Origin of the sequence: Pseudomonas sp. yb_5, assembly GCF_043103865.1 — a bacterium.
GTDB lineage: Bacteria > Pseudomonadota > Gammaproteobacteria > Pseudomonadales > Pseudomonadaceae > Aquipseudomonas > Aquipseudomonas putida_Y.
Map to the genome: position 1 here is coordinate 16623 of NZ_JBICKE010000071.1, position 26912 is coordinate 43534.

At 62.8% G+C, this 26912-nt stretch carries 24 protein-coding genes and 1 pseudogene; 13 read left to right on the forward strand and 12 right to left on the reverse strand.

The annotated features are described in order from the left end of the window. Positions 1-7: 7 nt before the first annotated feature. Genes dapF through ACF8GF_RS11045 form a run of 3 tightly spaced genes read right to left on the reverse strand, consistent with a single transcriptional unit; the run spans position 8 to position 2312 of the window. Positions 8-838, reverse strand: a complete 831-nt coding sequence (gene dapF / locus ACF8GF_RS11035) for a diaminopimelate epimerase (protein WP_014592814.1) — start codon at positions 836-838, stop codon at positions 8-10. Positions 839-842: 4 nt separating this feature from the next. Then, positions 843-2090, reverse strand: coding sequence for a diaminopimelate decarboxylase (gene lysA, locus ACF8GF_RS11040; protein WP_010955746.1), 1248 nt, complete (start codon positions 2088-2090; stop codon positions 843-845). A 9-nt stretch (positions 2091-2099) separates the two neighbouring features. Next, positions 2100-2312, reverse strand: coding sequence for a lipoprotein (locus ACF8GF_RS11045; RefSeq protein ID WP_176682839.1), 213 nt, complete (start codon positions 2310-2312; stop codon positions 2100-2102). Between the two features lie 239 nt (positions 2313-2551). Between ACF8GF_RS11045 and cyaY the strand changes: the two genes are divergently transcribed. From cyaY to rnk, 3 genes are all read left to right on the forward strand, one after another. Continuing rightward, a complete protein-coding gene (gene cyaY, locus ACF8GF_RS11050; RefSeq protein WP_004575827.1) occupies positions 2552-2884 on the forward strand; it encodes an iron donor protein CyaY in 333 nt (110 codons plus the stop codon). A 1-nt stretch (position 2885) separates the two neighbouring features. After that, positions 2886-3110 carry a DUF1289 domain-containing protein gene (locus ACF8GF_RS11055; RefSeq protein WP_176682838.1) on the forward strand — a complete coding sequence of 75 codons (225 nt, stop codon included), beginning with the start codon at positions 2886-2888 and terminating at the stop codon, positions 3108-3110. 146 nt (positions 3111-3256) lie between these two features. Next, entirely contained in the window at positions 3257-3667 is a 411-nt protein-coding gene (gene rnk, locus ACF8GF_RS11060) for a nucleoside diphosphate kinase regulator (protein WP_003253652.1), read from the forward strand. Between the two features lie 63 nt (positions 3668-3730). Here the strand turns inward: rnk and ACF8GF_RS11065 are convergent, their stop codons facing one another. Further along, entirely contained in the window at positions 3731-6586 is a 2856-nt protein-coding gene (locus tag ACF8GF_RS11065) for a class I adenylate cyclase (RefSeq protein ID WP_392487776.1), read from the reverse strand. 166 nt (positions 6587-6752) lie between these two features. On the opposite strand from ACF8GF_RS11065, the gene ACF8GF_RS11070 reads away from it, so the two are divergent. Next, a complete protein-coding gene (locus ACF8GF_RS11070; RefSeq protein WP_003253654.1) occupies positions 6753-7205 on the forward strand; it encodes a YaiI/YqxD family protein in 453 nt (150 codons plus the stop codon). Positions 7206-7342: 137 nt separating this feature from the next. Here the strand turns inward: ACF8GF_RS11070 and elbB are convergent, their stop codons facing one another. After that, positions 7343-8002, reverse strand: a complete 660-nt coding sequence (elbB, locus tag ACF8GF_RS11075; protein ID WP_017148021.1) for an isoprenoid biosynthesis glyoxalase ElbB — start codon at positions 8000-8002, stop codon at positions 7343-7345. A 112-nt stretch (positions 8003-8114) separates the two neighbouring features. Here elbB and ACF8GF_RS11080 point away from each other — a divergent pair. Then, positions 8115-8741, forward strand: a pseudogene (locus tag ACF8GF_RS11080) (sterol desaturase family protein); the annotation flags it as partial. A gap of 501 nt (positions 8742-9242) precedes the next feature. On the opposite strand, the gene ACF8GF_RS11085 reads toward ACF8GF_RS11080, so the two are convergent. After that, complete coding sequence (locus ACF8GF_RS11085; protein WP_176682836.1) at positions 9243-9887, reverse strand: DedA family protein; 645 nt, start codon at positions 9885-9887, stop codon at positions 9243-9245. A gap of 211 nt (positions 9888-10098) precedes the next feature. On the opposite strand from ACF8GF_RS11085, the gene ppk1 reads away from it, so the two are divergent. Next, entirely contained in the window at positions 10099-12342 is a 2244-nt protein-coding gene (gene ppk1 / locus ACF8GF_RS11090) for a polyphosphate kinase 1 (protein ID WP_274118877.1), read from the forward strand. Here ppk1 and ppx read toward each other — a convergent pair. Further along, positions 12329-13831: an exopolyphosphatase gene (gene ppx / locus ACF8GF_RS11095; protein ID WP_176682835.1), complete on the reverse strand. Its 1503-nt coding sequence runs from the start codon at positions 13829-13831 to the stop codon at positions 12329-12331. The genes ppk1 and ppx overlap by 14 nt on opposite strands. A gap of 253 nt (positions 13832-14084) precedes the next feature. Here ppx and trxA point away from each other — a divergent pair, with 253 nt between their 5' ends. The 5 genes from trxA (at position 14085) to ACF8GF_RS11120 (ending at position 19436) form a co-directional block, all read left to right on the forward strand. Further along, positions 14085-14414, forward strand: coding sequence for a thioredoxin TrxA (gene trxA / locus ACF8GF_RS11100; RefSeq protein WP_003253660.1), 330 nt, complete (start codon positions 14085-14087; stop codon positions 14412-14414). Positions 14415-14641: 227 nt separating this feature from the next. After that, positions 14642-15901 (forward strand): transcription termination factor Rho, encoded by a 1260-nt coding sequence (rho, locus tag ACF8GF_RS11105; RefSeq protein ID WP_003253661.1) that lies wholly within the window; start codon positions 14642-14644, stop codon positions 15899-15901. A gap of 203 nt (positions 15902-16104) precedes the next feature. Then, a complete protein-coding gene (gene ubiD / locus ACF8GF_RS11110; protein ID WP_020192776.1) occupies positions 16105-17571 on the forward strand; it encodes a 4-hydroxy-3-polyprenylbenzoate decarboxylase in 1467 nt (488 codons plus the stop codon). Continuing rightward, on the forward strand, positions 17571-18539 hold the full coding sequence (locus ACF8GF_RS11115; protein ID WP_392460444.1) for a CDP-6-deoxy-delta-3,4-glucoseen reductase: 969 nt from the start codon (positions 17571-17573) through the stop codon (positions 18537-18539). Before ubiD ends, ACF8GF_RS11115 begins: the two co-directional genes overlap by 1 nt. 246 nt (positions 18540-18785) lie before the next feature. Further along, entirely contained in the window at positions 18786-19436 is a 651-nt protein-coding gene (locus tag ACF8GF_RS11120; protein ID WP_176682832.1) for a gamma-glutamylcyclotransferase, read from the forward strand. Positions 19437-19643: 207 nt separating this feature from the next. On the opposite strand, the gene ACF8GF_RS11125 is transcribed toward ACF8GF_RS11120, so the two are convergent. Next, entirely contained in the window at positions 19644-20621 is a 978-nt protein-coding gene (locus ACF8GF_RS11125) for an NADPH:quinone oxidoreductase family protein (protein WP_176682831.1), read from the reverse strand. 157 nt (positions 20622-20778) lie between these two features. Between ACF8GF_RS11125 and ACF8GF_RS11130 the strand changes: the two genes are divergently transcribed. Continuing rightward, a complete protein-coding gene (locus tag ACF8GF_RS11130) occupies positions 20779-21183 on the forward strand; it encodes a flagellar basal body-associated protein FliL (protein WP_021783527.1) in 405 nt (134 codons plus the stop codon). Positions 21184-21238: 55 nt separating this feature from the next. Here the strand turns inward: ACF8GF_RS11130 and ACF8GF_RS11135 are convergent, their stop codons facing one another. The 4 genes from ACF8GF_RS11135 to ACF8GF_RS11150 all read right to left on the reverse strand — a co-directional run bounded on the left by ACF8GF_RS11135 (position 21239) and on the right by ACF8GF_RS11150 (position 26574). Then, entirely contained in the window at positions 21239-22351 is a 1113-nt protein-coding gene (locus ACF8GF_RS11135) for an ABC transporter permease (protein WP_392460443.1), read from the reverse strand. Position 22352: 1 nt separating this feature from the next. Beyond that, positions 22353-25073 (reverse strand): ribosome-associated ATPase/putative transporter RbbA, encoded by a 2721-nt coding sequence (gene rbbA / locus ACF8GF_RS11140; protein WP_176682829.1) that lies wholly within the window; start codon positions 25071-25073, stop codon positions 22353-22355. After that, the gene (locus ACF8GF_RS11145; RefSeq protein ID WP_176682828.1) at positions 25070-26029 is read right to left on the reverse strand and encodes an HlyD family secretion protein; all 960 of its coding nucleotides are present in this window, start codon (positions 26027-26029) and stop codon (positions 25070-25072) included. The genes rbbA and ACF8GF_RS11145 overlap by 4 nt, the downstream gene beginning before the upstream one ends. Positions 26030-26124: 95 nt before the next feature. After that, positions 26125-26574, reverse strand: coding sequence for an EVE domain-containing protein (locus tag ACF8GF_RS11150; protein WP_103469582.1), 450 nt, complete (start codon positions 26572-26574; stop codon positions 26125-26127). Between the two features lie 178 nt (positions 26575-26752). Here ACF8GF_RS11150 and ACF8GF_RS11155 point away from each other — a divergent pair, with 178 nt between their 5' ends. Further along, positions 26753-26905 carry a hypothetical protein gene (locus ACF8GF_RS11155; protein WP_176682826.1) on the forward strand — a complete coding sequence of 51 codons (153 nt, stop codon included), beginning with the start codon at positions 26753-26755 and terminating at the stop codon, positions 26903-26905. The last annotated feature ends 7 nt before the right edge of the window (positions 26906-26912 follow it).

Here is a 26912-nt window from a genome sequence, read left to right on the forward strand (position 1 = left end):
TACTCGTTTAGAGACGAACCTGTCCTTCGTAGACGCGTACGGCCGGGCCGGTCATCATCACGGGCTTGCCGGGGCCGGCCCATTCGATGTGCAGGCGGCCACCGGGCAGGTCGAGGGACACCGGGGAGTCCATCCAGCCCTGGCTGATCGCCGCCACGGCCGCGGCGCAGGCGCCGGTGCCGCAAGCCTGGGTTTCGCCGGCGCCGCGTTCCCACACGCGCAGGTTGGCGCGGTGGCGGTCGATGACTTGAATGAAGCCGGCATTCACCCGCTGTGGGAAGCGTGGGTGGTTTTCGATCTTCGGGCCCAGCTCGTGCACGGGTGCAGTATGCACGTCGTCGACACGCAGCACGGCGTGCGGGTTACCCATGGACACGGCGGCTATGGAATGCAGCTGGCCGTCGACCTCCAGTGGGTAGCTCAGCGCCTGCGCGTCAGCAACGAAGGGGATTTCGGCAGGGATGAAGCGGGGTGGGCCCATGTCGACACTCACCTGGCCGTCGTTCTGCACGTCCAGCACGATGATGCCGCTCTTGGTTTCCACGCGGATGCGCTTTTTCGCGGTCAGGCGCTTGTCCAGCACGAAGCGGGCAAAGCAGCGAGCACCGTTGCCGCATTGCTCGACCTCGGAGCCGTCGGCGTTGAAGATGCGGTAGCGGAAGTCCACTTCCGGGTTGTTCGGCGCCTCGACGATCAGCAACTGGTCGAAGCCGACACCGGTATGGCGGTCACCCCATTGCTTGGCGTGCTTGGGCTGGATGTGCGCGTGCTGGCTGACCAGGTCCAGGACCATGAAGTCGTTGCCCAGCCCATGCATCTTGGTAAAACGCAGCAGCATGGGCTTACTCCGGCAGCAGGCTTTCGCCAGCATACAGTTCGGCGACGGTCTCGCGGCGGCGTACTTCGAACGCCTGGTCGCCGTCGACCAGGATTTCAGCGCAACGGCCGCGGGTGTTGTAGTTGGAACTCATGACAAAACCATAGGCGCCCGCGGACTCTACGGCCAGCAGATCACCTTCGGCCAGGTTGAGGACGCGGTCCTTGCCGAGGAAGTCGCCGGTCTCGCAGATAGGGCCGACCAGGTCATAGGCACGGCCTTCGCCTGCACGTGGCTTGACCGCGCTGACACCCATCCAGGCCTGGTACAGGGCCGGGCGGATCAGGTCGTTCATCGCTGCATCGATGATGGCGAAGTCCTTGTGTTCGGTGTGCTTGAGGTATTCCACGCGGGTCAGCAGCACGCCTGCGTTGGCGACGATGTAGCGGCCTGGCTCGAACACCAGGGCCAGGTCGCGCTCGCCCACGCGCTCGCGGATGGCCTTGATGTAGTCGGCCACCCGTGGTGGCTGTTCGTCGCGGTAGCGCACGCCGACACCGCCACCCAGGTCCAGGTGGCGCAGGTGTATGCCGCACTCGGCCAGGCGGTCGACCAGCACCAGCAGGCGGTCGAGGGCGTCGAGGAATGGCTCGACGGTGGTCAGCTGCGAGCCGATGTGGCAGTCGACACCAACCACTTCCAGGTTCGGTAGCTGTGCGGCGCGTACGTAGATGGCCTCGGCATCGGCAATGGCGATGCCGAACTTGTTTTCTTTAAGGCCGGTGGAGATGTACGGGTGAGTACCGGCATCGACATCCGGGTTGACCCGCAGCGAAACCGGGGCAACCTTGCCCATTTCGGCGGCTACCACTTGCAGGCGCTCCAGCTCGTCGGTGGATTCGACGTTGAAGCAGTGCACGCCAACTTCCAGGGCGCGGCGCATGTCTTCACGTGTTTTGCCGACGCCGGAGAACACCACGCGGTCGGCACGCCCGCCAGCGGCCAGCACACGCTCCAGTTCACCACCGGAAACAATGTCGAAGCCTGCGCCCAGGCGCGCCAGCACGTTCAGCACGCCAAGGTTGGAGTTGGCCTTGACCGCGAAGCACACCAGGTGCTCGGTGCCTTGCAGGGCATCTGCGTAGCTCCGGTACTGGGCCTCGATGTGGGCGCGCGAATACACGTAGGTTGGGGTGCCATAACGTTCAGCAATGGCCGACAGGGCCACGCCTTCCGCGAACAGTTCACCGTCGCGGTAGTTGAAAGCGTTCATCTGGTTTCCTTACTGCGCTGGCGATTGCTCGGGCTCGGATTGCAGCTCGGGCTGCTGTTCTTGTTCCGGGGCCGGCTCGGCTTTTGGCTGGTGCTGGTGCGACTTGTGCGCTTTGCCGTTATCGCCATCTTCAGGCAGATACAGCGGGCCTTTCTGGCCACAGGCCGAAACGAGGCAGGCAACAGCGACCAGCGCCGCGAAGGAGGAAATCAGGCGCTTCATGGGTGAAATCCTTAGAAAAATGCAGTATTGCGCCCGAGTATACCGAGCGACCGGCGGCTTGCCTATGCAAGGACCGGTCCGCCGGGCGGGCTATGCTTAGCCTCTGCGCAGCCCCCTGTAGGAGCGGGCTTGCCCGCGAAGAGGCCGGTGAAGGCAACGGCTAAACCTTTGCATTCGGCGGCAAGCGCCCGTATCTTGCCCGGCTTGCCTGTAACGCAGCCAATTTCGAGGTTCCTGCAATGAGTTTGAGTGAAGCGCGTTTCCATGATCTGGTCGACGCGACCCAACAGGCCCTGGAAGATCTGTTCGACGAGAGCGGCCTGGACCTGGACATGGAGAACTCCGCCGGTGTCCTGACCGTCAAGTTCGAGGGCGGCGCCCAGCTGATCTTCAGCCGTCAGGAGCCACTGCGCCAGCTGTGGCTTGCCGACCGCTCCGGTGGTTTCCACTTCGATTACGACGAAGACAGCGGCAAGTGGGTGTGCGAAAAGAGCGAAGAGTTGCTGGGGGAAATGCTCGAGCGTATCGTCTGGGAGCGGGCCGGCGAGAAGCTGGACTTCGACGAAATCTGACATGAGTAGCGCCCAGGTCCGGCCGCCCAAGCCGCTTTACAGCAATGTCAGCCCTGCAGTGCCGTCACCGTGCATCAGCGTATGCCGGCTGGACGAACAACGGGTGTGCACCGGTTGCCATCGGCATGTCGAGCACATTCGCGAATGGCGCTCGGCCGATGACGAACGGCGCCGGCAGATCTGCCGCGAGGCCCAGGTCTTGCGCGAGCAGGCTAAGGCACACTGAGCGCAGGGGCTTGAGTATTTGCCCGGCTGTGGTAGTGTCGGGTTCTGCGTCGGTGACGCCAAAGCCTTCTCAAACCCCGCCCTTGGGCGGGGTTTTGCTTTATTTGCACGTTGAAAACTGCCTGTTCAAAGGAGTCTGACTGGATCATGAGCACCAAGCCTTCCCTCATCCTCACCCGATTGGACGTACAACGTCTGGAGCGTCTGATCGACAGCCTCGACGAGAGTACGCCGGGTGTGCTCGCCCTGCAGGACGAGCTTGACCGCGCCGAGCAGGTGGTCGGTCACGAGGAAGTGCCGGCGGGCGTGGTGACCATGAACTCGCGGGTGCACTGCCGTGAGGAAGCCAGCGGCAAGGACTACCACCTGACGCTGGTGTACCCCAAGGATGCCGGGCCGGAAGGCAAGGTTTCGATTCTGGCGCCGATTGGCTGCGCCTTGCTGGGGCTGTCGGTGGGCGAACAGATCGATTGGCCGGCCCCGGGGGGCAAGACCCTCAAGCTGAAGCTGCTGGAAGTGGAATACCAGCCGGAGGCGGCGGGCGATTACGACCTGTAAGGGCCAGTAGGCCGCTTCGCGGGCCATTTGCAGCACAAGGCTGTTCCATCTTGTGCTGCGAGTTCAGGCGCCTTCCGCCAAAACCTGCTCCAGCCCCTCATTCAAAGCCTGCTCCAGCACCCGTTTGTAGCTCAGGTATACCTGCGTTGCCCCCAGGCGGTCATCCAGCAGCTCGGACAAATCCAGGTCGGTGATATAGCACCGGTACTGCGCTGCACCACGGCGCTGACCGATGATCTGCCGGGCCACCACCGCATACAGCTGCTCACCATGTTCCAGCTCGGAAAACTCCTGCTGGTCGCAGTACAGCGTCACATGCGCCACACCCGCTACACCGGCCTGGATAATCGCCTGTACCTCATAGTAAGGCTGGTCGCTGCCCTCGGCCGGGGCCAGGCGCGGCTCGATGCTGCGTGCCTTGCCTGGGCCGGTGGGCAACAGCTGCGCGAAGTGGATATCCAGCGAGGCCGGCCGCAGGCTATCGAGGGGCAGGCGTGCATCGCGGCGCATCACCACCGAGCGCAGAAAGCGCTGCAGTGGCAACAACAGATGCGCTTCGTCATGCAGCGGCAGGCGTTGTTGCCACAATGCGTTGTATTCATCCAGCACATACACGTCGGCCCAGCCGCCCTGCAGGCGGTAGAACACCTGAATGCAGGCTGGTCGGCCTTGCTCCAGCACCAGGCGCAGGTCGTGGTCCTGCAGCGCATTGGCATCCAGGTACAGCGGGCTGTAGGCGCTGCGCTCTTCGCCCAGGTAGGCCAGTAGCGCCTCATGCTCGGCCAGGGTCGTCAGGCTGACATGCTCGGGCAGCAGCTCCAGCACATGGGTGTGTTGGGCCACCTGCAACAGGTAGCGGTGGTGTAGCCCTTGATCCCGCAGCAGCTGCGCGGTGTCGAAAATTTCCTCTACGCGCTGGCCGATAGGCTGGGCACGGCTTTGGCAGAAGCAGCGTACTCGCACCCGTGGCCGGTGGCCGCGCTGCGCCGGGCTGTTGAGGAAGTCGCGCAGGCAGCGCACCAGCGCGTGTTCGCCGTCATAGCGCTGGACCAGCACCTCGTTCCAGCTGTTGACGGTGACCTGGTCCAGGGTCAGCACCAGGTTTTCGCGTACGCCAGCGTAGCTCAACGAATCAGTGCGCTCTGTGGTCATCAAAACGTTCAGGTCGCGGTGGTGGCGCAGCGGGTCGACGCCGACGTTGACCAGCAACAACACCTCATCGGCAACGCTGGGCTGCAACAGGCGCACTTCGCTGACGGTGGGCAAGGGCAGGGTGATACTTTGCCGCAGACAGCCCAGCAGGTTGAACAGCTCGAATTCCCCGAGGTCGCTGACCCCTGGATGCAGCGCCAGGCGGGTGCTGTTGTCGATGACCCCGTTGCGATGGGCCCAGGTCAGCAGTTCGAGTAGCTCACGGCAGCGCTTGATCGGGCTGAAGTGCTGCACCTCGTGGGTGTTCAGGTTGCCGCTGTACAGCTCCCAGTGGTAGCTGCCCGGCTCCTTGCGGTTGGGTGCCTGAACCAGCGTCAGGGTGCTTTCGGCGAGGTCAGGGGCGATGCCGGGGTTGATCACTTCGACCTTGCCGGCGCGGCGCTCGAAGGCTGCGTACAGGCGCCGGCCCAACACATTGAGGTCGCGCTGGTCAGCGCGGCTGCTCGCGTTCTGGGTGCGGGCGAACTGGCTGAGGAAGCGATAACTGAGGTTAAGCTCGGCCACCAGTTCGCGGCGCTCGACGGCAACCTGCTGCACTTTCCATTGGCTGCGGCTGTCCAGCAGGGCCAGCTGGCGCTGGTCCCAGCCCCACTCGTCGGCCAGGCGCTGCAGCAGCCGGCGTTGCCAGCCTTGGCTGCGGCCTTGGGCGCTGAGCTTCTTGTTCACCTTCAGGTACAGGCTGCGCCTTACCAGCTCCAGGCGCGCGGGTTCGCCGCGTTGCAGCAGGTAACGTTCGATGCGCCGGTAGACCATCACGTAGGGGTCCAGCTCGTCGAGGTCGAGCTGGTTGGCAAACACTGCCTGCTTGTAGTCCAGGCTCAGGCAGCGCACCGCAGGGTGTTCGCTGGCGTAGGCTTCGGTCAGCAGCAGTTTGAGCAGCGATTTGTAGGGCGAGTCGATGCCTTTGAACAATTGCCACAGGCCCGCGCCGACGAACTCACCGGGCGGGATGTGCGCCAGGTTGCCAAGGTCTAGGGCGTCCTGGTTGCGGATGAAGCGTTTGGACAGCAAGGTCTGGGTGTAGCTGTAGTAGTTGTGCTCCTCGTACACAGGTACCAGCCACCACAGCGGCGTGCGCCCGGCCAGCCACAGGGTGGTGCGGTAGAACTCATCCAGCAGCAGGTAGTGCTGGGTGGTGCCGCAGTCGTCGGAGCCGAGCTGGCCATCGCGCTGACCTTGGGCGAAGCCCTGTGTATCGATCAGGAAAAAGTGTGCTTCGGCCCCCAGGCTTGCCGCCCAGACCTCCAGCAGCTGGCACTTGCGGCGCAGCTCACCCAGCAGCTGTTCGGGCAAGCCGGGTGCATGGCACACCCACAGGTCCATGTCGCTGTGCTCGGCCTGCGCCAGCGAGCCCAGGCTGCCCATCAGGAACAGGCCGTGGATTGGGCGTGGCGGGTTGCCATGCTGGGCCTTGTAGGTGAACGAGCGGGCCAGGCGTTGGGCATCTGCCACCAGCTCGGCGCTTGGCTCGTAAGCCGATACGCCCGCGGGTGTGCTGCCGGAGACGTAACCCGGCAATAGCGGGTGGTTCACGTGAAACAGCAGCGGCAGCAACGACAGTACCTGTTGCTGGCGCGTTGACAGGCCCTCCTTTGCTCGCTGCAGTCGGCCCTGGTTGAGATGCAGGAAGCGCGCACGCAATGTCGCCAGGACCTTGCGGTCGATGCCTTCGTCCAGGTCAGGGCGGATTTCGTGAGGGTGGTTCATTGCGCGCTCGGGCAGGCCATTGAAGCTGTGGCGAGTTTAGCCTGAGTGGCGGGGTCGGATAAGCGGTAAATGAAATTTTGGCGCCATTTTTCCAGCGCTGGCCTGCTCCAGCTTTCGCTGCACTTCAGGCATGATGGGCGCATTGAGTTCATGTAGAGAGTGTCCAATGCGTGTATGGATCGATGCCGATGCCTGCCCCAAGGCGGCCAAGGATCTGATCGTCAAGTTCGCCCTCAAGCGCAAGTTCGAGGTGGTGATGGTGGCGGGGCAGGCTGTGGCCAAGCCGGCGTTCGCGATCGTGCGCCTGATCGTGGTGCCCAGCGGCATGGATGCGGCCGATGATTACATTGTGGAGCACGCCGTGCCTGGCGAGCTGGTGATCTGCAGTGACGTACCGCTGGCTGACCGCCTGGTGAAAAAGGGTGTAGCCGCACTGGACCCGCGTGGACGTGAGTTCGACGAGCGCAACATGGGCGACCGCCTGGCGGCGCGCAACCTGTTCACCGAGCTGCGTGAGCAGGGCCAGGTGGGGGGCGGACAGGCGGCTTATGGGGAGCGCGAGAAGCAGGCGTTTGCCAATGCATTGGACCGGATCATTGCCCGGCTCTCGAAAAGCTGAGCGCTGACATGGTTCCTGTAGGCGACAGCCCAGCGTAGCGCGGTGGATGGCACCGGCTCTGCCGGTGTTCGCGGGTAAACCCGCTCCTACAGGACCTGTGGGAGCGGGCATGCCCGCGAAGAAGCCAACGCAGTCGCTTACTCGTGCGTCAGCTCCAGCACTCGGTCCACCAGCTTGTAGATTCCGCCCGCCGCCTCGCTGATCGACTTGGCCTCCATGTACGCCGGGGTAGTCACGAGCTTGCGCTGGGTGTCTTCGACAATGTCGTGTACATCGCATTCTTCATGGGTGCCGCCCATCTTCTCGACAGCCGCCGCAGTGCCGGCATCGCTCCCGATGGTGCAGACCACGCCCGGCCCATAGATCTTCGCCGCCAGCGCCGGCGAGATGCAGATCAGGCCAACGGGTTTGCAGGCGTCGGCAAAGGCTTCGGCCAAGGCCAGCACGTCTGGGTTCACGCTGCAGTTGGCGCCTTCCACGGCAAAGTTGGACAGATTTTTTGCTGCCCCGAAACCGCCCGGTACGATCAGCGCATCGAAGTCTTCGGCCTTGGCCTCACGGATATCCTTGACCTCGCCGCGGGCGATGCGCGCCGACTCCACCAGCACATTGCGCGATTCGGGCATTTCTTCGCCGGTCAGATGGTTGATTACATGCATCTGTGCGATGTTCGGCGCGAAGCACTGCACCTGCGCACCGCGCTGGTCGAGGCGCAGCAGGGTGATCACGCTTTCGTGGATTTCGGCGCCGTCATACACGCCACAGCCGGAAAGAATCACCGCTACTTTTTTTGTCATGCTCATTACTCCAGTGTCGAGGCGCTAAATGTCCTCTAGTTTGGCAGATGTCGCCATAGGGATTCCTGCGGGTGCGGCCTAATCTTGGTGGATAACGTCTGAGGTCGCGCCCATGGACCTGATACTGCTGGCCGTGCCGTTCTTTTTTGTGCTGATAGCCGTCGAACTGGTCGCCGATCGTGTGCGTGGCCAGCGCAATTTCACCTTGGCCGATTCGATCAACAGCCTGAGTACCGGCGCACTGTCGACCAGTACCGGGCTGCTGACCAAAGGCGTAGGGCTGGTCACCTATGCCCTGGCCTTCGAGCACCTGGCGCTGCTGCGATTGCCGGCAGAGGCATGGTGGGTCTGGTTGCTGGCCTTTGTCCTGTACGACTTCTGTTACTACTGGCTGCACCGCCTGGGGCATGAGCGCAACGTGCTGTGGGCTGCGCACTCTGTGCATCACCAGAGCGAGGAGTACAACCTCACCACGGCGCTGCGCCAGACCAGTAGCGGGTTCATTTTCTCGTGGCTGTTCTACCTGCCGTTGGCGCTGCTGGGCGTGCCGCCACTGGTGTTCATCACCGTGGCCTCGCTCAACCTGCTGTATCAGTTTTGGGTGCATACCCGGCATATCCCCAAACTTGGCTGGCTTGAGTGGGTGTTGATCACGCCATCCAATCATCGCGTCCACCATGCGCAAAACCCTGCTTACTTGGATCGCAATTACGGCGGTGTGTTCATTTTCTGGGACCGTCTGTTCGGCACGTTCAAGGAGGAGGACACGGCTGAGCCGGTGGTGTTCGGGGTGACCACGCCGCTGGCCAGTTGGAACCCGCTATGGGCCAACCTGCAGTTCTATGCCCAGCTCTGGCATGACGCCCGGCGCACCACCAGCCTGTGGGACAAGCTGCGTATCTGGTTCATGCCTACCGGCTGGCGCCCGGCCGATGTGGCTGCACGCTACCCACAGGCCAAGCAGGACCTGGCGTTATTTCGCAAGTTCGAGATTGCCCTGGGGCGCGCGCAGCAAGCCTATGTGGCCGCGCAGTTCGTGGTCTACGTGGCCTTGGGCAGCTACTTGATGGACGTGGCCGAGCGCGTGCCGGTTGCCGCGCTGGTGCTCGGCTGGTCACTGATGGCGTTTGGCTTGTTCGTGCTGGGCGCGTTGCTGGAGAATCGGCCCTGGTCTGCACGCCTTGAGCTGGCGCGGCTATTTCTGAATGCGCCGGCATTGTACCTGGCCGGCGCCTTGGGCTTAGCGGTGGTCGTGCCGCTGGCCTGGTTTCTGCTCGTGGCCTACAGCCTGCTCAGCCTCTGGGGGCTGGGCCTGGCTCGCCGCCCTGCGCTCCGCGCGCAACGCGCGGAAGCGCCGGCGCAGCCACAGCAGACCGCCCAGCGCCACCAGGCCACCAAGCACCCATAGCTCGTAACGCTTGACGTTGCCCAGCAAGCCTTCGAGGATGGCGCCGAAGTGGTAGGCCGCGACGCCCAGGGCCACTGCCCAGATGCCCGCGCCAATCCCGTTCAGCAGCAGGTAGCGGCGTGGCGGGTAACCCGACAGGCCTATGGCCACCGGCATGACCGTGCGCAAACCATAGACAAAGCGGAAGCTCAGCACCCAGATATCAGGATGGCGGCGGATGTGGTCCAGCGCGCGGTCACCCATTGCCTGCCAGCGCGGCTTGCGCGCCAGGATCCTGCGCCCGTGGCGTCGGCCCATGAAGTACCACAACTGGTCGCCCGCGTAGCTGCCGAAGAAGGCCACCAGGCACACCAGATTGATATCCATGTAACCGCGGAACGCAAGGAAACCCGCAAGCACCAGAATGGTCTCGCCTTCAAAGAAGGTGCCTAGAAAAAGGGCGAAGTAGCCGAAATCCTGCAGGAATTGTTGAAGCATTTTCTGAGGTGCTGGCGAAATGAACGCGCAGCCTACCCCTTCGCGCGCGTTCGTGAAAGTGTCCAAATGTGTCTCGACGTGAACAATTCCAGCGCAGACAATGCCAGAGGCCTTGCCACGGCTTGCCCATGTGTGTCACACGGGCGTCATAATGGGCGCTTATCTTGCCGCTCAATAGATGATAGGGCGTTAACGTCCTCAGGAACGCCAGATGAATAATGAAGTGCTAAGCCCTGTCGCGATCAAGGATGCTCAGGAGCTCCCAGAAGAGATGGTGCAAACCCCGCCAGACCTGCCTCCGGCGGCCGAGCCTGAAGCGGAACAGGTGGCCGAGCCTGTGGCTCCGGTGCCTGCGCCGGCCCCGGCAATCGCCGTCCCTGGCCTGGACGACAGCAGCCTGTACATTCATCGCGAACTCTCGCAACTGCAGTTCAATATCCGGGTGCTGGAGCAGGCACTGGATGAGAGCTACCCGCTGCTGGAACGCCTCAAGTTTCTGTTGATCTTCTCCAGTAACCTCGACGAGTTCTTCGAGATTCGCGTCGCCGGCCTGAAGAAGCAGATCAACTTCGCCCGTGAACAGGCCGGAGCCGATGGCCTGCAGCCCCACCAGGCGCTGGCGCGCATCAGCGAACTGGTGCACATCGAGGTAGAGCGCCAGTACGCGATCCTCAACGACGTGCTGTTGCCTGAGCTGGAAAAGCACCAGATCCGCTTTATCCGCCGCCGTTACTGGACACCCAAGCTCAAGACCTGGGTACGCCGCTATTTCCGCGACGAAATTGCCCCGATCATTACCCCGATTGGCCTTGACCCGACTCACCCGTTCCCGCTGCTGGTGAACAAGAGCCTCAACTTCATAGTCGAGCTCGAGGGGGTGGATGCCTTCGGTCGCGACTCGGGTCTGGCGATCATTCCGGCGCCACGCCTGCTGCCGCGGGTCATTCGTGTGCCGGAAGAGGTGGGCGGCCCGGGCGCAAACTACGTGTTCCTGTCGTCGATGATCCACGCGCACGCCGACGACCTGTTCCAGGGCATGAAGGTGAAGGGCTGCTACCAGTTCCGTCTGACGCGTAACGCCGACCTGGCGCTGGACTCTGAAGAGGTCGACGACCTGGCTCGCGCGCTGCGCGGTGAGCTGTTCTCGCGCCGCTACGGTGACGCCGTGCGCCTGGAAGTGGCCGACACCTGCCCGAAACACCTGTCGGACTACCTGTTGAAGCAGTTCAGCCTGAGCGAAAGCGAGCTGTACCAGGTCAATGGCCCGGTCAACCTCACCCGCCTGTTCAGCATCACCGGCCTGGACAGCCATCCGGAGCTGCAATACACACCGTTCACCCCGGCGATCCCCAAGCTGCTGGCGAACGCCGATAACATATTCAGTGTGATCAGCAAGCAGGACATCCTGCTGATGCACCCGTTCGAGTCCTTTACGCCAGTGGTCGACCTGCTGCGCCAGGCCGCCAAGGACCCGCACGTGCTCGCCGTGCGCCAGACCCTGTACCGCTCGGGGGCTAACTCAGAAATCGTCGACGCCCTGGTGGACGCGGCGCGTAACGGCAAAGAGGTCACTGCGGTGATCGAGTTGCGTGCGCGCTTTGACGAAGAGTCCAACCTGCAGATGGCCAGCCGCCTGCAAGCGGCCGGTGCGGTAGTGATCTACGGCGTGGTCGGGTTCAAGACCCACGCCAAGATGATGCTGATTCTGCGCCGCGAGCAGGGTGAGATCGTGCGTTATGCGCACTTGGGTACCGGTAACTACCACGCCGGCAACGCCCGCCTGTACACCGACTACAGCCTGCTGACCTCTGACGATGCGCTCACCGAGGACGTCGGCAAGCTGTTCAGCCAGTTGATCGGCATGGGCAAGACCCTGCGCATGAAGAAGCTGCTGCATGCGCCGTTCACCCTGAAAAAGGGCATGCTCGACATGATCGCGCGGGAAACCCAGTTTGCCCTCGAAGGCAAGCCGGCGCACATCATCGCCAAGTTCAACTCGCTGACCGACGCCAAAGTCATCAAGGCGCTGTACAAGGCCAGCCAGTCGGGCGTGAAAATCGACTTGGTGGTGCGTGGCATGTGCTGCCTGCGCCCTGGCATTCCGGGGGTTTCGCACAACATCCAGGTGCGCTCGATCATTGGTCGCTTCCTCGAGCACACGCGGGTGTTCTACTTCCTCAATGGCGGCGAAGAGCAGATCTACCTGTCCAGCGCCGACTGGATGGAGCGCAACCTCGACAAGCGTGTCGAGACTTGCTTCCCGGTGGAAGGCAAGAAGTTGTTGCTGCGTGTGAAGAAGGAGCTGGAAGGCTACCTGACCGACAATACCCACGCCTGGACCTTGCAGCCAGACGGGCGCTACGTGCGCAGCACCCCGACCGGCAACCAGAACCCGCGCAGCGTTCAGGCGACCCTGCTGGAGCGCCTGAGCAACCCGGTCCTCAACGTACGCTGAGGACGAAACCGACCCGGGCCAGCCACTCCGCCTCGTTGGCGAAGTCGGCCTGGGTCAGCTGGTTCTGTTCCAGCCAACCCTCAGGGAAGGCGACATCCAGGCTGTTGTCCCCGCCGTGCAGTTCTACTTTTGGCATTTGCTGGGTGCCGCGGATGTGGTGGAACAGGATGGCAAAGCGCAGCAGCACGCACAGGCGCAGCAGCTTGACCCCTTCCTCACCCAGTTCGGCATAACGGTCCTTGGGGATGTTGCGGCGGTGCCCGCGCACCAGCAGGGCCATCATCTGCTGATCTTCCCGAGAAAAGCCCGACAGGTCCGAGTGCTCGATCAGATAAGCGCCGTGCTTGTGGTAGTGATAATGGGCAATGTCCAGCCCGATTTCGTGCACTTTCGCGGCCCAGCCCAGTAGATCGCGCCAGTTTCCTTCTTTCAGATCCCAAGCATCGGCCACCTGGTCGAATGCGTGCAACGCCTTGCGCTCGACGCGCGCAGCCTGGCCCTGGTCCACGTGATAGCGCTCCATCAGCGAGTTCAGGGTGCGTTCGCGCACGTCTTCGTGGTGGTGGCGGCCGAGCAGATCGAACAGCACGCCTTCGCGCAGGGCGCCGTCGCAGTGGTCCATGCGGTGCAGTTCAAGGGCATCGAAGATCGCTTCGAGAATCGCCAGGCCAGCCGGGAAGATGGTGCGGCGGTCTGGCTTGACGCCGTCGAAGTCGATCTTGTCGACCTCGCCCAGCTTGAACAGTTTGCGTTTGACCCAGGCCAGGCCTTCGGCGTTGACCTCGCCATTGCCCAGGCCGCCGGCCTTGATGGCGGCGCCGATGGCGCGAATGGTGCCGGATGAGCCGATCGCCTCATCCCAGGTCAGGCGGTGCAGGGCATTTTCGATGCTCATCAGTTCCAGGCGCGCGGCAGTGTAGGCCTGGGCATAGCGGGCCGGGGTGATCTTGCCGTCGCGGAAATAGCGCTGGGTAAAGCTTACGCAACCCATCTGCAGGCTTTCGCGCAGCAGCGGCTCGAAGCGCTGGCCAATGATGAATTCGGTACTGCCGCCGCCGATGTCGGCCACCAGGCGCTTGCCGGGGGTGTCGGCCAGGGTGTGTGACACGCCCAGGTAGATCAGGCGCGCCTCTTCACGGCCGGAGATGACCTCCACCGGGTGGCCGAGGATGGCTTCGGCGCGTTGGATGAATTCGTTACGGTTGCGCGCTTCGCGCAAGGCATTGGTACCGACGATACGCACGGAGCCTGCCGGCATGCCGTTGATCAGCTGGGAAAAGCGCTTGAGGCAATCCAGGCCTCTTTCCATTGCCTCTTCACTGAGCATGCGCTCTTCGTTGATGCCGGCGGCCAGCTGAACCTTCTCGCCGAGCCGCTCAAGGATGCGGATTTCGGTATGGTGGGCCTTGGCCACGACCATGTGAAAACTGTTGGAGCCAAGGTCAATGGCGGCGATCAGGGACAGGTTCTTCGCGATGGTATGCGGCATGATCTGGTTGTTCTCGGTCGTTAACCTGGCAATCGTGCCACGATAGCAGGCTATCGCCAACGCGTGGCACTCCGCCGTTGTACTGGCCTTGATGCAAGGCAATGTGCCATTCGATTCTATGACGGCCATATGACAGTTTCGATTCGCGGCGTCTTGCGCAACTATAGTTACACTCAATCGTCCGTGGCTTCCTGTCCGGCGTGGGTGCGGCTATCATGGGCCACGTTTTTTGCTTACGACCCTGGAGATATCCATGAGCAGCGATCTGATCAAACATGTCACCGACGCCTCCTTCGAAGCCGATGTCCTGAAGGCCGAAGGCGCGGTACTGGTCGACTACTGGGCTGAATGGTGCGGTCCATGCAAGATGATCGCTCCGGTTCTGGACGACATCGCTTCCACCTACGAGGGCAAACTGACCGTCGCCAAGCTGAATATCGACGAGAACCAGGAAACCCCGGCCAAGCACGGTGTGCGTGGTATCCCGACGCTGATGCTGTTCAAGAACGGCAACGTCGAGGCCACCAAGGTTGGTGCACTGTCCAAATCGCAGTTGGCCGCATTCCTCGACGCCCACCTGTGATGTGAATAGGCCCCGCAAATGCGGGGCTTTTCTTTTTCAGAGCACTAGACGCAGAAAAAAGCAAGTGTTACATTCGGCCTCGCACTGCTTTTCCAGTGCCCTCTACATGCCGTCGCCGAAGCATCCCTAATTCGAATCAGTACGCGATCCTGTCGCCATCCAGCGGCGCGGCCTCATTAAGCCAGAAGCTTAATTCTCCCTTCTTACATGATTACGTCATTCCCCTTATGAACCTGACTGAACTCAAGCAAAAGCCGATTACCGATCTTTTGGAAATGGCCGAACAGATGGGCATCGAAAACATGGCCCGTTCGCGCAAACAGGACGTGATTTTCGCCCTGCTGAAGAAGCATGCGAAAAGCGGCGAAGAGATCTCGGGTGACGGCGTGCTGGAGATTCTCCAGGATGGTTTCGGTTTCCTGCGTTCGGCTGATGCGTCCTACCTGGCCGGCCCAGACGATATCTATGTCTCGCCCAGCCAGATCCGCCGTTTCAACCTGCGTACCGGCGACACCATCGTCGGCAAGATCCGCCCACCGAAGGAAGGGGAGCGTTACTTCGCCCTGCTGAAGGTCGATACCATCAACTTCGACCGCCCGGAAAACGCGAAGAACAAGATCCTGTTCGAAAACCTGACGCCGCTGTTCCCGAACAAGCGCCTGAAGATGGAAGCCGGTAACGGCTCCACCGAGGACTTGACCGGTCGCGTCATCGACCTGTGCGCCCCGATCGGCAAAGGCCAGCGCGGCCTGATCGTTGCCCCGCCGAAAGCCGGTAAGACGATCATGCTGCAGAACATTGCGGCCAACATCACCCGCAACAACCCCGAGTGCCACCTGATCGTCCTGCTGATCGACGAGCGCCCGGAAGAAGTGACCGAAATGCAGCGCACCGTGCGTGGCGAAGTGGTTGCCTCCACCTTCGACGAGCCGCCAACCCGCCACGTGCAGGTTGCCGAGATGGTGATCGAGAAGGCCAAGCGCCTGGTCGAGCACAAGAAGGATGTGGTTATCCTGCTGGACTCGATCACTCGACTGGCACGTGCCTACAACACCGTGATCCCGAGCTCCGGCAAGGTGCTGACCGGTGGTGTCGACGCCCACGCCCTCGAGAAGCCCAAGCGCTTCTTCGGTGCTGCGCGTAACATCGAGGAAGGCGGTTCGCTGACCATTATCGCCACTGCGCTGGTTGAAACTGGCTCGAAGATGGACGAAGTGATCTACGAAGAGTTCAAGGGCACCGGCAACATGGAGCTGCCGCTGGACCGCCGCATCGCCGAGAAGCGTGTGTTCCCGGCCATCAACATCAACCGCTCCGGCACCCGCCGCGAAGAGTTGCTGACCGCTGACGACGAACTGCAGCGTATGTGGATTCTGCGCAAGCTGCTGCACCCGATGGACGAAATCGCTGCCATCGAGTTCCTGGTCGACAAGCTCAAGCAGACCAAGACCAACGATGAGTTCTTCCTGTCGATGAAGCGCAAGTAAGCTTCCCGATCAGGCAGTAATTGGGGCCGCCTTGCGGCCCTTCGCGGGCACGCCCGCTCCCACAGGTTAAATACAATCCTTGTGGGGGCGGGCGTGCCTGCGAAGGGGCGCAAGGTGGCCCCAGTGCATTTTTGCCCCCAAACAGGCCTCGAACGGCGCTACACTCTGCACCCCGACCGATACGGCCAACACGAGGCTCCTGCATGCAGTATCGCGACTTGCGCGACTTCATCCGTGGCCTGGAACAGCGCGGTGAGCTCAAGCGCATCCAGGTACCGATCTCCCCCGTCCTGGAAATGACCGAGGTCTGCGACCGCACCCTGCGCGCCAAGGGCCCGGCATTGCTGTTCGAAAAGCCCACCGGCTTCGACATCCCCGTGCTGGGCAACCTGTTTGGTACCCCGGAGCGGGTGGCCATGGGCATGGGCGCCGAGTCGGTCAGCGAACTGCGGGAAATCGGCAAGCTGCTGGCCTTCCTCAAGGAGCCCGAGCCGCCCAAGGGCCTGAAGGACGCCTGGTCGAAGCTGCCGATCTTCAAGAAGGTCGTGTCGATGGCGCCAAAAGTGGTCAAGGACGCGGTGTGTCAGGAAGTGGTGGTCGAGGGTGACGATGTCGACCTCGGCGCACTGCCGATTCAGCACTGCTGGCCTGGCGACGTGGCGCCGCTGATTACCTGGGGCCTCACCGTTACCCGTGGCCCGAACAAGGACCGTCAGAACCTGGGCATCTATCGCCAGCAGGTGATTGGCCGCAACAAGGTGATCATGCGCTGGCTCAGCCACCGTGGCGGCGCCCTCGACTACCGAGAGTGGTGCGAGAAGAACCCCGGCCAGCCGTTTCCGGTCGCCGTGGCGCTGGGCGCTGACCCAGCGACCATTCTCGGCGCCGTGACCCCGGTACCGGACACCCTCTCCGAGTACGCCTTCGCCGGCCTGCTGCGAGGCAACCGCACCGAGCTGGTCAAGTGCCGCGGCAGCAACCTGCAGGTACCGGCAACCGCCGAGATCATCCTGGAAGGGGTGATCCACCCGGGCGAAATGGCCCCGGAAGGCCCGTACGGCGACCACACGGGCTACTACAACGAAGTGGACAGTTTCCCGGTGTTCACCGTCGAGCGCATCACCCACCGGCAAAAACCGATCTACCACAGTACCTACACCGGCCGGCCGCCAGATGAGCCGGCCATTCTCGGCGTGGCGCTGAACGAAGTCTTCGTGCCGATCCTGCAGAAGCAGTTCCCGGAAATCACTGACTTCTACCTGCCGCCGGAAGGCTGCTCGTACCGCATGGCGGTGGTGACCATGAAGAAACAGTACCCAGGCCACGCCAAGCGCGTAATGCTGGGTGTGTGGTCGTTCCTGCGACAGTTCATGTACACCAAGTTCGTTATTGTCACCGATGACGATATCAACGCTCGTGACTGGAACGATGTGATCTGGGCCATTACCACGCGCATGGACCCCAAGCGTGATACGGTAATGATTGACAACACCCCGATCGACTACCTGGACTTTGCGTCACCGGTATCGGGGCTGGGTTCGAAGATGGGCCTGGACGCTACTCACAAGTGGCCGGGCGAGACTACACGCGAATGGGGCCGGGTCATCGTCAAGGATGAGGCCGTCACCCGCCGTATCGATGAGCTGTGGGATCAGTTGGGAATAGATTGATGCAGGTAACGTTGCAGCCGTCCGGGGCGGTGCTGGCGCTTGAACCCGGGGAACGGATCCTGGATGGAGCACGGCGGCTGGGCTATGACTGCCCAAACAGCTGCCGCAATGGCAATTGCCATGTTTGCGCCGCATTGTTGGTTGAAGGCCGGGTTCGCCAGGATGGCGAAGTCCGCGACCATGGCGAGTTGTTCACCTGCATTGCCGAACCGCTGGAGGACTGCGTGTTGCTCTGGGACGGTGTGCTTGCCTTGGGCGAGCTGCCAGTGCGCAAGCTGGCGTGCAGCGTCAGTGAGTGCGTCGACGTCGGTGGCGACGTCTGGCGGGTGCGCCTGCGTGCGCCTGCCGGCAAGCCACTGCGCTACCACGCAGGGCAATACCTGATGATCGAACGTGAGGGCGGCAAGCAGGCGGCCTTCTCGCTGGCATCCGCGCCGCATGCCGGGCGTGAACTGGAATTGCACGTGCTGGCGCGTGAGCCTAGTGCGGTGCAACTGATCGACCAGATCAGGCGAGATGGCCTGGCACGCATCGAAATGCCGTTTGGCGATACCCATCTGGCCGAACTGCCCGACGGGCCTCTGGTGCTGATTGCCGCCGGCACCGGCATGGGCCAGATGCACAGCCTGGTCGAGCACTGCCGGGCCCAGGGCTTCAAGCACCCGGTTCACCTGTACTGGGGTGTGCGCCGGCCTGAGGACTTCTACCAGATCGAGCACTGGGACGAATGGCAGCGCCTGCCCAACCTGTTCCTGCATCAAGTGGTCAGCGACCTGTGCGGTTGGGAAGGCCGTTGCGGCATGCTGCATGAAGCGGTCTGCGAAGACATTGCCGACCTCAATAGCGTGCATGTGTATGCCAGCGGCTCACCGAACATGATCTACGCCACACTCGACGCTTTGGTCGAAGCCGGTATGGATGCGCACCGCATGCGTGCCGATGTGTTCGCCTACGCGCCGCGCGGTTAATAACCAAAGTTTGAAAGTATGGGTATAAGGCGGTAATTATTACCGCCTTCGCCAATAACTTTCACCGTTGCTGAAACAGTACTTCCCAGTCGTCGGAGCCGTGCACGAAACGCGTGTTCAAGGGCTTGAGTATTCCTGCAATTCTGGCCTATGGTTACTGCAAGCGCCCTTGGTACAGCGGCCTGGCGGCGCAGCGTAATCGAATCTCGCTACCTCCGTAGTTCAAAGGATTAATGGCGGCAGCTTATGTCGGCTCTTGAACGTATGTCTTGGGAAGTTTCATACCCTCCAGCTCTCGATTTCGGTCAGCAACATACTCGCGAACAGTTGTTCAGCTCCATGAAGACAACCATGTCCAGGCATCAGGGTGGCCCGGTGTGGCTGTTTGCCTATGGCTCGTTGATCTGGCGTCCGGAGTGCAATTCGGTGGAGCGCCAGCGCGCGCGGGTACATGGTTATCACCGTGGCTTGTACCTGTGGTCGCATGAACATCGCGGCACCCCGGAAACCCCCGGCCTGGTGTTTGGCCTGGACCGCGGTGGTTCCTGCAGCGGTTTTGCCTACCGGCTGGATGAGCGCAATCTGGACGACTCACTGATGGCCCTGTGGCAACGCGAGATGCCGTATCCGGCCTACCGGCCGCACTGGCTCCACTGCCGCCTGGGCGATGGTAGCAAGGTGCAGGCCTTGGGCTTTGTGCTGGAGCGGCATTTGCCGTGCTATGCCGGCAACTTGCCGGATACCTTGCTCAGCCAGATCCTGGCCAGTGCCAAGGGGCGTTATGGCACCACGCGCGACTATGTCGAGCAGACCTTGAATGCATTGCGTAGTCACCAGATGCCCGATCGCAATCTGGAGGCGCGATTCAGGCGTTGCCACAATCTGCGCGAAGTGTGAGCAACCTGTTCCGGCCTCTTCGCCGGCAAACCCTGCGCTGTCACCTGTAGGCGCGGGTTTACCCGCGAAAGGGCCGGGCCTGCCGGCCAATCTCCACCCGCCGTTCCCCGTTGTCGCCACCCCCGTATTCGCGGGTAAACCCGCTCCTACAGTCCAATATTCCCTACCTGTAGGAGCGTGTTCACCCGCGAAGAGGCCGCTACTGCCTTACCTGGCCAGCACCACCAACTTACCCACAGCCTGCCGTTGCCCCAGCTTCTCGATAGCAGCCCCGGCTTCTGCCAGTGGATAAGTCTGCGACACCAGCGGCTTCAACTTGCCCTCGGCATGCCAGGCAAACAGCTGGCGGAAGTTGGCGGCATTGTCCTCCGGCTGGCGCTGGGCAAATGCCCCCCAGAACACGCCCAGTACCGCCGCGCCCTTGAGCAGCACCAGGTTGGCCGCCAGCTGTGGAATGCTGCCGCTGGCAAAACCCACCACCAGCAGCCTGCCATTCCAGGCCAACCCGCGCACCGCCTGTTCGAACAGTTCGCCACCGACCGGGTCGTAGATCACGTCCACGCCCTGGCCGCCGGTCAGACGTTTGATTTCTTCGCGCAGGTTGGCCTGGCTGTAATCGATCAGCTCATCCGCCCCGGCAGCCTTGGCCACGGCCAGTTTCTCGGCACTGCTGGCCGCCGCGATCACCCGCGCGCCCATGGCCTTGCCGATCTCCACCGCCGCCAGGCCGACCCCACCGGAAGCGCCCAGTACCAACAGGGTCTCGCCTGCTTGCAACTGGCCGCGCTGGCGAAGGGCGTGCATCGAGGTGCCGTAGGTCATGCCGAAGGCCGCAGCGGTGGTGAAGTCCATGCTCGCCGGGATCGGCAGAACGTTATAGAACGGCACCGCCACTTGCTCGGCGAACGCACCCCAGCCGGTGAGCGCCATGACCCGGTCGCCTACCTGGAACGCGCCGGCCTTTTCACCGATGGCGGCCACCACGCCCGCTGCCTCGCCACCTGGAGAGAACGGCAGCGGTGGCTGGAACTGGTACTTGCCTTCGATGATCAGGGTGTCGGGGAAGTTGACCCCAGCGGCCTGCACGTCCAGCAGGATCTCGTTTTTCTTCGGCAGTGGGCTGGCCACCTCTTCCAGCACCAGGTTGCGCGCTGGACCCAGGGTTTTGCACAACACAGCTTTCATCGGGGCTATTCCTTTGCGGGTAGTGGCCGATAAGTGTAGGAGGGCCGCTTGGCAGGTCAACGAGCATGGCCCGCCCTGATGGGCCGGCATAAGCCCGGGCTTGGGTTTGAGCGGTGTGCTGGGTAAGCTGGCGCCAATTGTATTGAGGAGCGAATTCGTGAAAGCGTGGATCTTGATGGTGCTGGCGCTGCTGCTGCCGGCTGCGGCCATGGCCGAAGAAGCCAAGGAAGGGGCGCCCAAGGTCGCCTACATCAGCCTGAGCCCGCCCTTTGTTGGCAACTATGCGCTCGACGGCAGCCCGCGGCTGCGCGTGTACAAGGCTGACGTGGCCCTGCGCGTGACGGGTGACGAAGCGGCCAAGACGGTGAAACACCACGAACCGCTGATCCGTAACCAGCTGGTGGCATTGTTCACCCAGCAGACGGTGGACAGCATGAGCAACGTCGAGGCCAAGGAGCATCTTCGCCAAGAGGCGCTGAAACAGGTGCAGCAGGTGCTGGAGGCGGAAGAGGGCAAGCCGATCGTTGAGGACCTGCTGTTCAACAACCTGATTGTGCAATAACCGCTGATAGTTGCCAGTCCGGCCCCGTGGGGATTGTGCAGGCCCTCGTCCTTGCTCAGGACGCCAGGGTACGGCGGAACCGCGCGAGGGCCACGCTGAAGAACACCAGGCCGATCAGCGTCAGCGCCAGGATATCCGGCCATACCACCGTCCACCCGGCATCCCGGAACAGGATTGCGGCACTCAGGCTGACAAAGTGCGTCGATGGTGACCCTTGCATCACCCACTGCAGCCACTGCGGCATGCTGTCCAGTGGTGTGCTGCCGCCGGACAGCAACAGCATCGGGATGATCACCGGGATCGCCAGCAGGCCGAACTGCGGCGTCGAGCGCGCCAGGGTGGCGAGGAAAATGCCCAGCGCAGTACTGGCGAACAGGTACAGCGCGGTCACAGCCAGGAACAGCCCCATCGAGCCAGACAGCGGCACGCCCAGTGCGCCTTTGACTACTACCACCAACGAAATCCAGGTGCAGATCACCACCACCAGCGCGTTGCTGCCGATCTTGGCCAGCATGATCTCCAGCGCGGTCAACGGCAGCACCAGCAGGTGGTCGAGGGTGCCGTGCTCACGCTCGCGCAGCAGCGCGGTGCCGGTGAGGATGATCGCCAGGATGGTGATGTTGTTGACGATCTGGATCACTGCCAGAAACCAGCCCCCCTCCAGGTTGGGGTTGAACAGCGCCTTGGGGTTGATCAGCACCGGGCTTTGCACGTTGCCACGCTGGCTGTAGTCGAGCAGCTCACGCTCGAAGATGCGGCCGATGTAGCCGGCGCCCATGAATGCCTGGCTCATGGCCGTGGCGTCGACGTTGATCTGCAGCTCCGGCGAGCGCCCGGCCAGCAGGTCGCTCTGGAAGTTCACCGGTACGTTGATGACGAAGGTGTACTGGCCGCTGTCCATGGCCTGGTCCAGGCGCTGCGGGGGCAGCGGCACGGCTGGCTGGAACTCGGGGGGTTGCAGGGCTTCGCTGAGCTTGCGCGAGAGCAGGCTATGGTCTTCATCCACCACCGCCACGCTGGCGTTGTGTACGCCGATCACCGAGCCGGCTGCCGGCATGTAGATCGCCACGCTGAAGGCATATAGCAGGAACAGCAGCAGTACGCTGTCATGGCGCAGGCTGGTCAGTTCTTTCAGGCCCAGGCGCAAGGTGTGGTTCAGGCGCGACATGTCAGGCCTCCTGCTTCTTCAGCATTGCCAGGCTCAGGCCGGTGAATGCGGCAAAGAAGCTCAGCAGGATCAGGCACTGCGGCCACAACTCGCGCAGGCCTAACGCCTTGGTGAAGGTGCCGACTGCGATGTCGAGGAAGTAGCCCGCCGGGAACAACTGGCCCATCACCGCTGCTGCGCCGTCTAGCGACGAGCGTGGCACGATCAGCCCGGAAAACTGGATGGTCGGCAGGCTGGTAATGATCATGGTGCCGAGAATGGCGGCGATCTGGGTGCGGGTGAATGCCGAAATCAGCAGGCCCAGGCTGGTGGTTGCCAGCAGGTAGGCCACGCCGCCACACGCCAGGGCCAGTACGCTGCCCTTGAGCGGTACGGCGAACAGCCAGCAGTTCATCGCGACGAGCAGCGCCAGGTTGACCAGGCTCACAGCCAGGTAGGGCATCTGCTTGCCAAGCAGGAATTCCAGGCGGGTGAGGGGTGTGGCGTAGAAGTTGGTGATGGAGCCGAGTTCCTTCTCGCGCACGATGCCCAGTGCAGTGAGCATGGCCGGTATGAAGGCCAGTATCAGTGCCATCACGCCCGGACCGATGGCGTTCACGCTGACCACATCCTGGTTGTAGCGGAAACGCGTTTCCAGGCGCACCGGGTCCTGGCGTGGCTGCGGTTGCGGGCTGGCCTGTGCCAGTTGCTCCAGGTTGGCCTGGTGCACGGCTTCCACGTAGTTGCGGCTGGTTTCTGCGCGGAACGGCATGCCACCGTCGAGCCAGGCAGCCACCACCGGCTGGCGCCCTGCGTACAGGTCGCGGCCAAAACCGGGCGGAATCTCCAGTGCCAGTTTGATTTCCGAGCGTTGCAGGCGCTGGTGCAGCTCGCTGCTATCGCGGATGGGTGCCTGTTCGGCGAAGTAGCGTGAACCACGGAAGGCTTCGAGGTAGGCGCGACTTTGCGGGCTCTGGTCCTGATCGTGCACGGCGAAGGCGAGGTTTTCCACATCCAGTGAAATGCCGTAGCCGAAGATCACCATCATGAACATTGCACCCAGTAAGGCGAAGGCCAGGCGCACCTTGTCGCGCAGCAGCTCCTTGCCCTCACGGCCGGCCACTGCCAGCAGGCGGCGTAGGCTGAATCCCTGGCGTAGCGGCAGGGTGGGGGTGGACGCCTGTTCCAGCACGCTGCTGTCGGTGGCGGCTGGCGCCAGCTCCTGGGCCTGCTCCAGGCAGCGGACGAACGCGTCCTCCAGCGTGGCGCCCTGGTACTGATGCTGCAGGGCATCGGGTGTGTCGCAGGCCAGCACTCGCCCGGCGTGCATCAGCGAAATACGATCGCAGCGCTGGGCTTCGTTCATGAAGTGGGTGGAGAGGAAAATGGTCACGCCTTGCTCGCGGGACAGTTCTACCAGCAGGCGCCAGAAGTCGTCGCGGGCGGCCGGGTCGACGCCGGAGGTCGGTTCGTCGAGGATCAACACTTCCGGGCGATGCAGAACCGCCACTGCCAGCGACAGACGCTGGCGCAAACCAAGGGGCAGGGCGCCAGACGGTTGGTCGGCGATAGTGGCGAGCTCGAAGCGCTCGATCAGCTCATCGATGCGCTGGGCGCTCTCGGCTTTGGGCAAGTCGAACAAGCGGGCATGCAGGGCCAGGTTCTGCCGGGTGCTGAGCTCGCCATACAGAGAGAAACTCTGCGACATGAAACCGACCCGCTTGCGTGTGGCCAGGTCGCTGGCGTCCACCGGGCGACCCAGCAGGCTGGCGCTGCCTTCGCTGGCCGGCATCAGGCCAGTGAGCACTTTCATGGTGGTGGTCTTGCCGCAACCGTTGGAACCCAGGAAGCCGAAGATCTCCCCACGGCCAATGGCGAAACTGACCTTGTTCACCGCTGTGAAGTCGCCAAAGCGCAGGGTCAGGTCGTGTGCCTCGATGGCGACCGGGCCGTCCGTGGCTTGGCGCGGCGGGATTGCCAGTGGTTGATGCTGCGTCTTGCCAGCGCCCTGGTAGTGGGTAAAGGCGTCATCCAGCTTTCCGCTGGGGGTTACCGCAGCCAGTTCGTGGCTAGGGCCGGCGGCCAGCAGCCGGCCGCCATCGAGCATCAGGCAATGCTCGAACTGTTCGGCTTCTTCCATGTAGGCGGTAGCCACCAGCAGGGTCAGTTGCGGGCGTTGTACGCGAACCTGCTCAACCAGCTCCCAGAAGCGCCGCCGCGACAGTGGGTCGACGCCGGTGGTCGGCTCGTCCAGGATAAGCAGGTCTGGCTCGTGGATCAGCGCGCAGCAAAGACCCAGCTTCTGCTTCATGCCACCCGACAGCTTGCCGGCCGGGCGCTGGGCAAAGCGCTGCAGGTCGGTGGCCTGCAACAGATTGGCCATGCGCTGCTCACACTCGCGGCGGCCCAGCCCGAACAGGGTGGCGAAAAAGCGGATGTTCTCGCTGATCGACAGTTCCGGGTACAGGTTGTTGCCCAGCCCCTGCGGCATGAACGCTACTTTGGGGTATAGCGCCGTGCGATGGCGGCGTTGGCGGATCGAGCCGCCCAGCACCTGCAGCTCCCCCTGTTGCAGGCGTTTTACGCCGGCGATCAGCCCCAACAGGGTTGATTTGCCTGCCCCGTCGGGGCCGATCAGCGCGCAGCGGGTGCCCACAGGCAGGCTGAAGCCTAGCGGGTGCAGGGCTACCAGGTCGCCGTAACGGTGGCTGATGCCTTCGGCCAGCAGTGCCGGGGCGTTCATTGCAAGTTGGCCGGCCAGTCCACTTCAGCCGTGCGGACATAGCCGGCGCCTGGCATGCCTGGTTTGGCTTGCGGCACGGCGCCCGGGTCGCTCAGGCGCAGTTTGACCCGGAACACCAGCTTTTGCCGTTCGTCGCGGGTTTCGACCTGTTTGGGGGTGAACTGGGCCTTGGCTGCGACAAAGGCCACCTTGGCCGGCAGCGCGCGCTCGGGCAGGGCGTCGAGCACGATGCGCGCCTGATCGCCTACGGTCAGCCGGCCGCTGGTGGACGCCGGCAGGTACAGGTTCATGTATTGGTCGCTGGGGTCGATCAGCATCAGGACGCGGCCGCCGGCACCCAGCACTTCACCGGGTTCGGCCAGGCGCAGCTGGATGATGCCGTTGATGGGCGCTCGCAGGCTGCTGTCGTCGATTTCGCTGGTGAGCTGTGCCACTTGAGCTTCGGCGGCGCCGATTGCAGCCTTGATCGCTGCCAGTTGGGCGCGGGCAGCGACCACTGCTGCGCTGGCTGTGTCAAAGCGCGCCTGCTGTTGGTCGAGCAACTGCTGGCTGGCGTACTTGCGCTGGAAAATTTCGCGCACGCGCTTGAGCTCCTGGCTGGCCAGCAGCAGTTCGCTCTGGCGCAGTTGCACGCTGGCCTGGGCGGCGGCGTAGTTTTCCCGGGCGCGCAGCACTTCGGCTTCGGCCTGGCTGCGCTGGGCTTCCATGGTGCGGGTGTCGATGCGTGCCAGTAGCTGGCCTTGGGTAACGTTGTCGCCTTCATCGACCAGTACCTCGGCCAGGCGACCGGGGACCTTGCTGGCGATCTGCACTTCGGTGGCTTCAAGGCGGCCGTTGCCCATGCTCAGGCCTTCGGGCAACTGGTCGTGGAGCGACTTCCAGTACCCCAGCCCGCCGGCTGCAACGAGCAGTGCGATCAGTGCAGTGGCGAAGATTCTAGGGGCGTATCGGTTCATCGTTCTGCATCCTTGCGGTCATGCACGGTCCATCATGCCTTGCGGCCATGTGTGGCGTGTTGATATTGGTCAAGCCCTTGACCTTAGCTGCGCATTCAGCGCAACGCGACAATCACCGCCCACTGCTCGGGCGTTACCGGCATGACCGACAGGCGGCTGCCTTTTTGCACCAGCGGCAACTCGACCAGCCCGGCCTGCTGTTTCAGCCATCCCAGCTCCAGCACCCTTGGGAAGGTTTGTACGTGGGCCACATCCACTGCGCTCCACGGGTTCTTGTCGGTGGTGGCCTTGGCATCGTGATAATGGCTTTCCGGGTCCAGCGCGGTAGGGTCCGGGTAGGCCGCGCGGGTGATTCTGGCAATGCCGGCGATGCCGGGTTGTGGGCAGCTGGAGTGGTAGAAGAAAAATTCGTCACCCACGCTCATGGCCCGCAGAAAATTACGCGCCTGATAGTTACGCACGCCGTCCCAGCGCGCTTCACCCAAGCGTGCGAGGGCTTCTATGGAGAGCTCGTCGGGCTCGGATTTCATCAGCCAGTAAGCCATGAATGCTGCTCCTGAAAAGGTTTGAAATAACCTGTTGCACGAAACCGACAGTCGGTTGGCGTCAAGGTTTGCGTGCGGACGCATGTTGTCGGAAAATGCGCACCGTTTAAAGCGCGTGCACCGGCGGTACCCAGAATATCGCCGAGTACAGAACAGTTTGCCTGGGGGGCAATCTTCGATGAATCAACGTAAAAAGCCGGATCTACTGTGGATCCTGGTGTTCATTTTTGGCCTGGGTGTGGTCACTACCGGTTATGCGCAAGGGTTCTGGGAGCGCAAGCTGGACAGCGCCTATCAGATGCCGGTCGACGCCGGCCAGCCACAACGTTGATATCCCC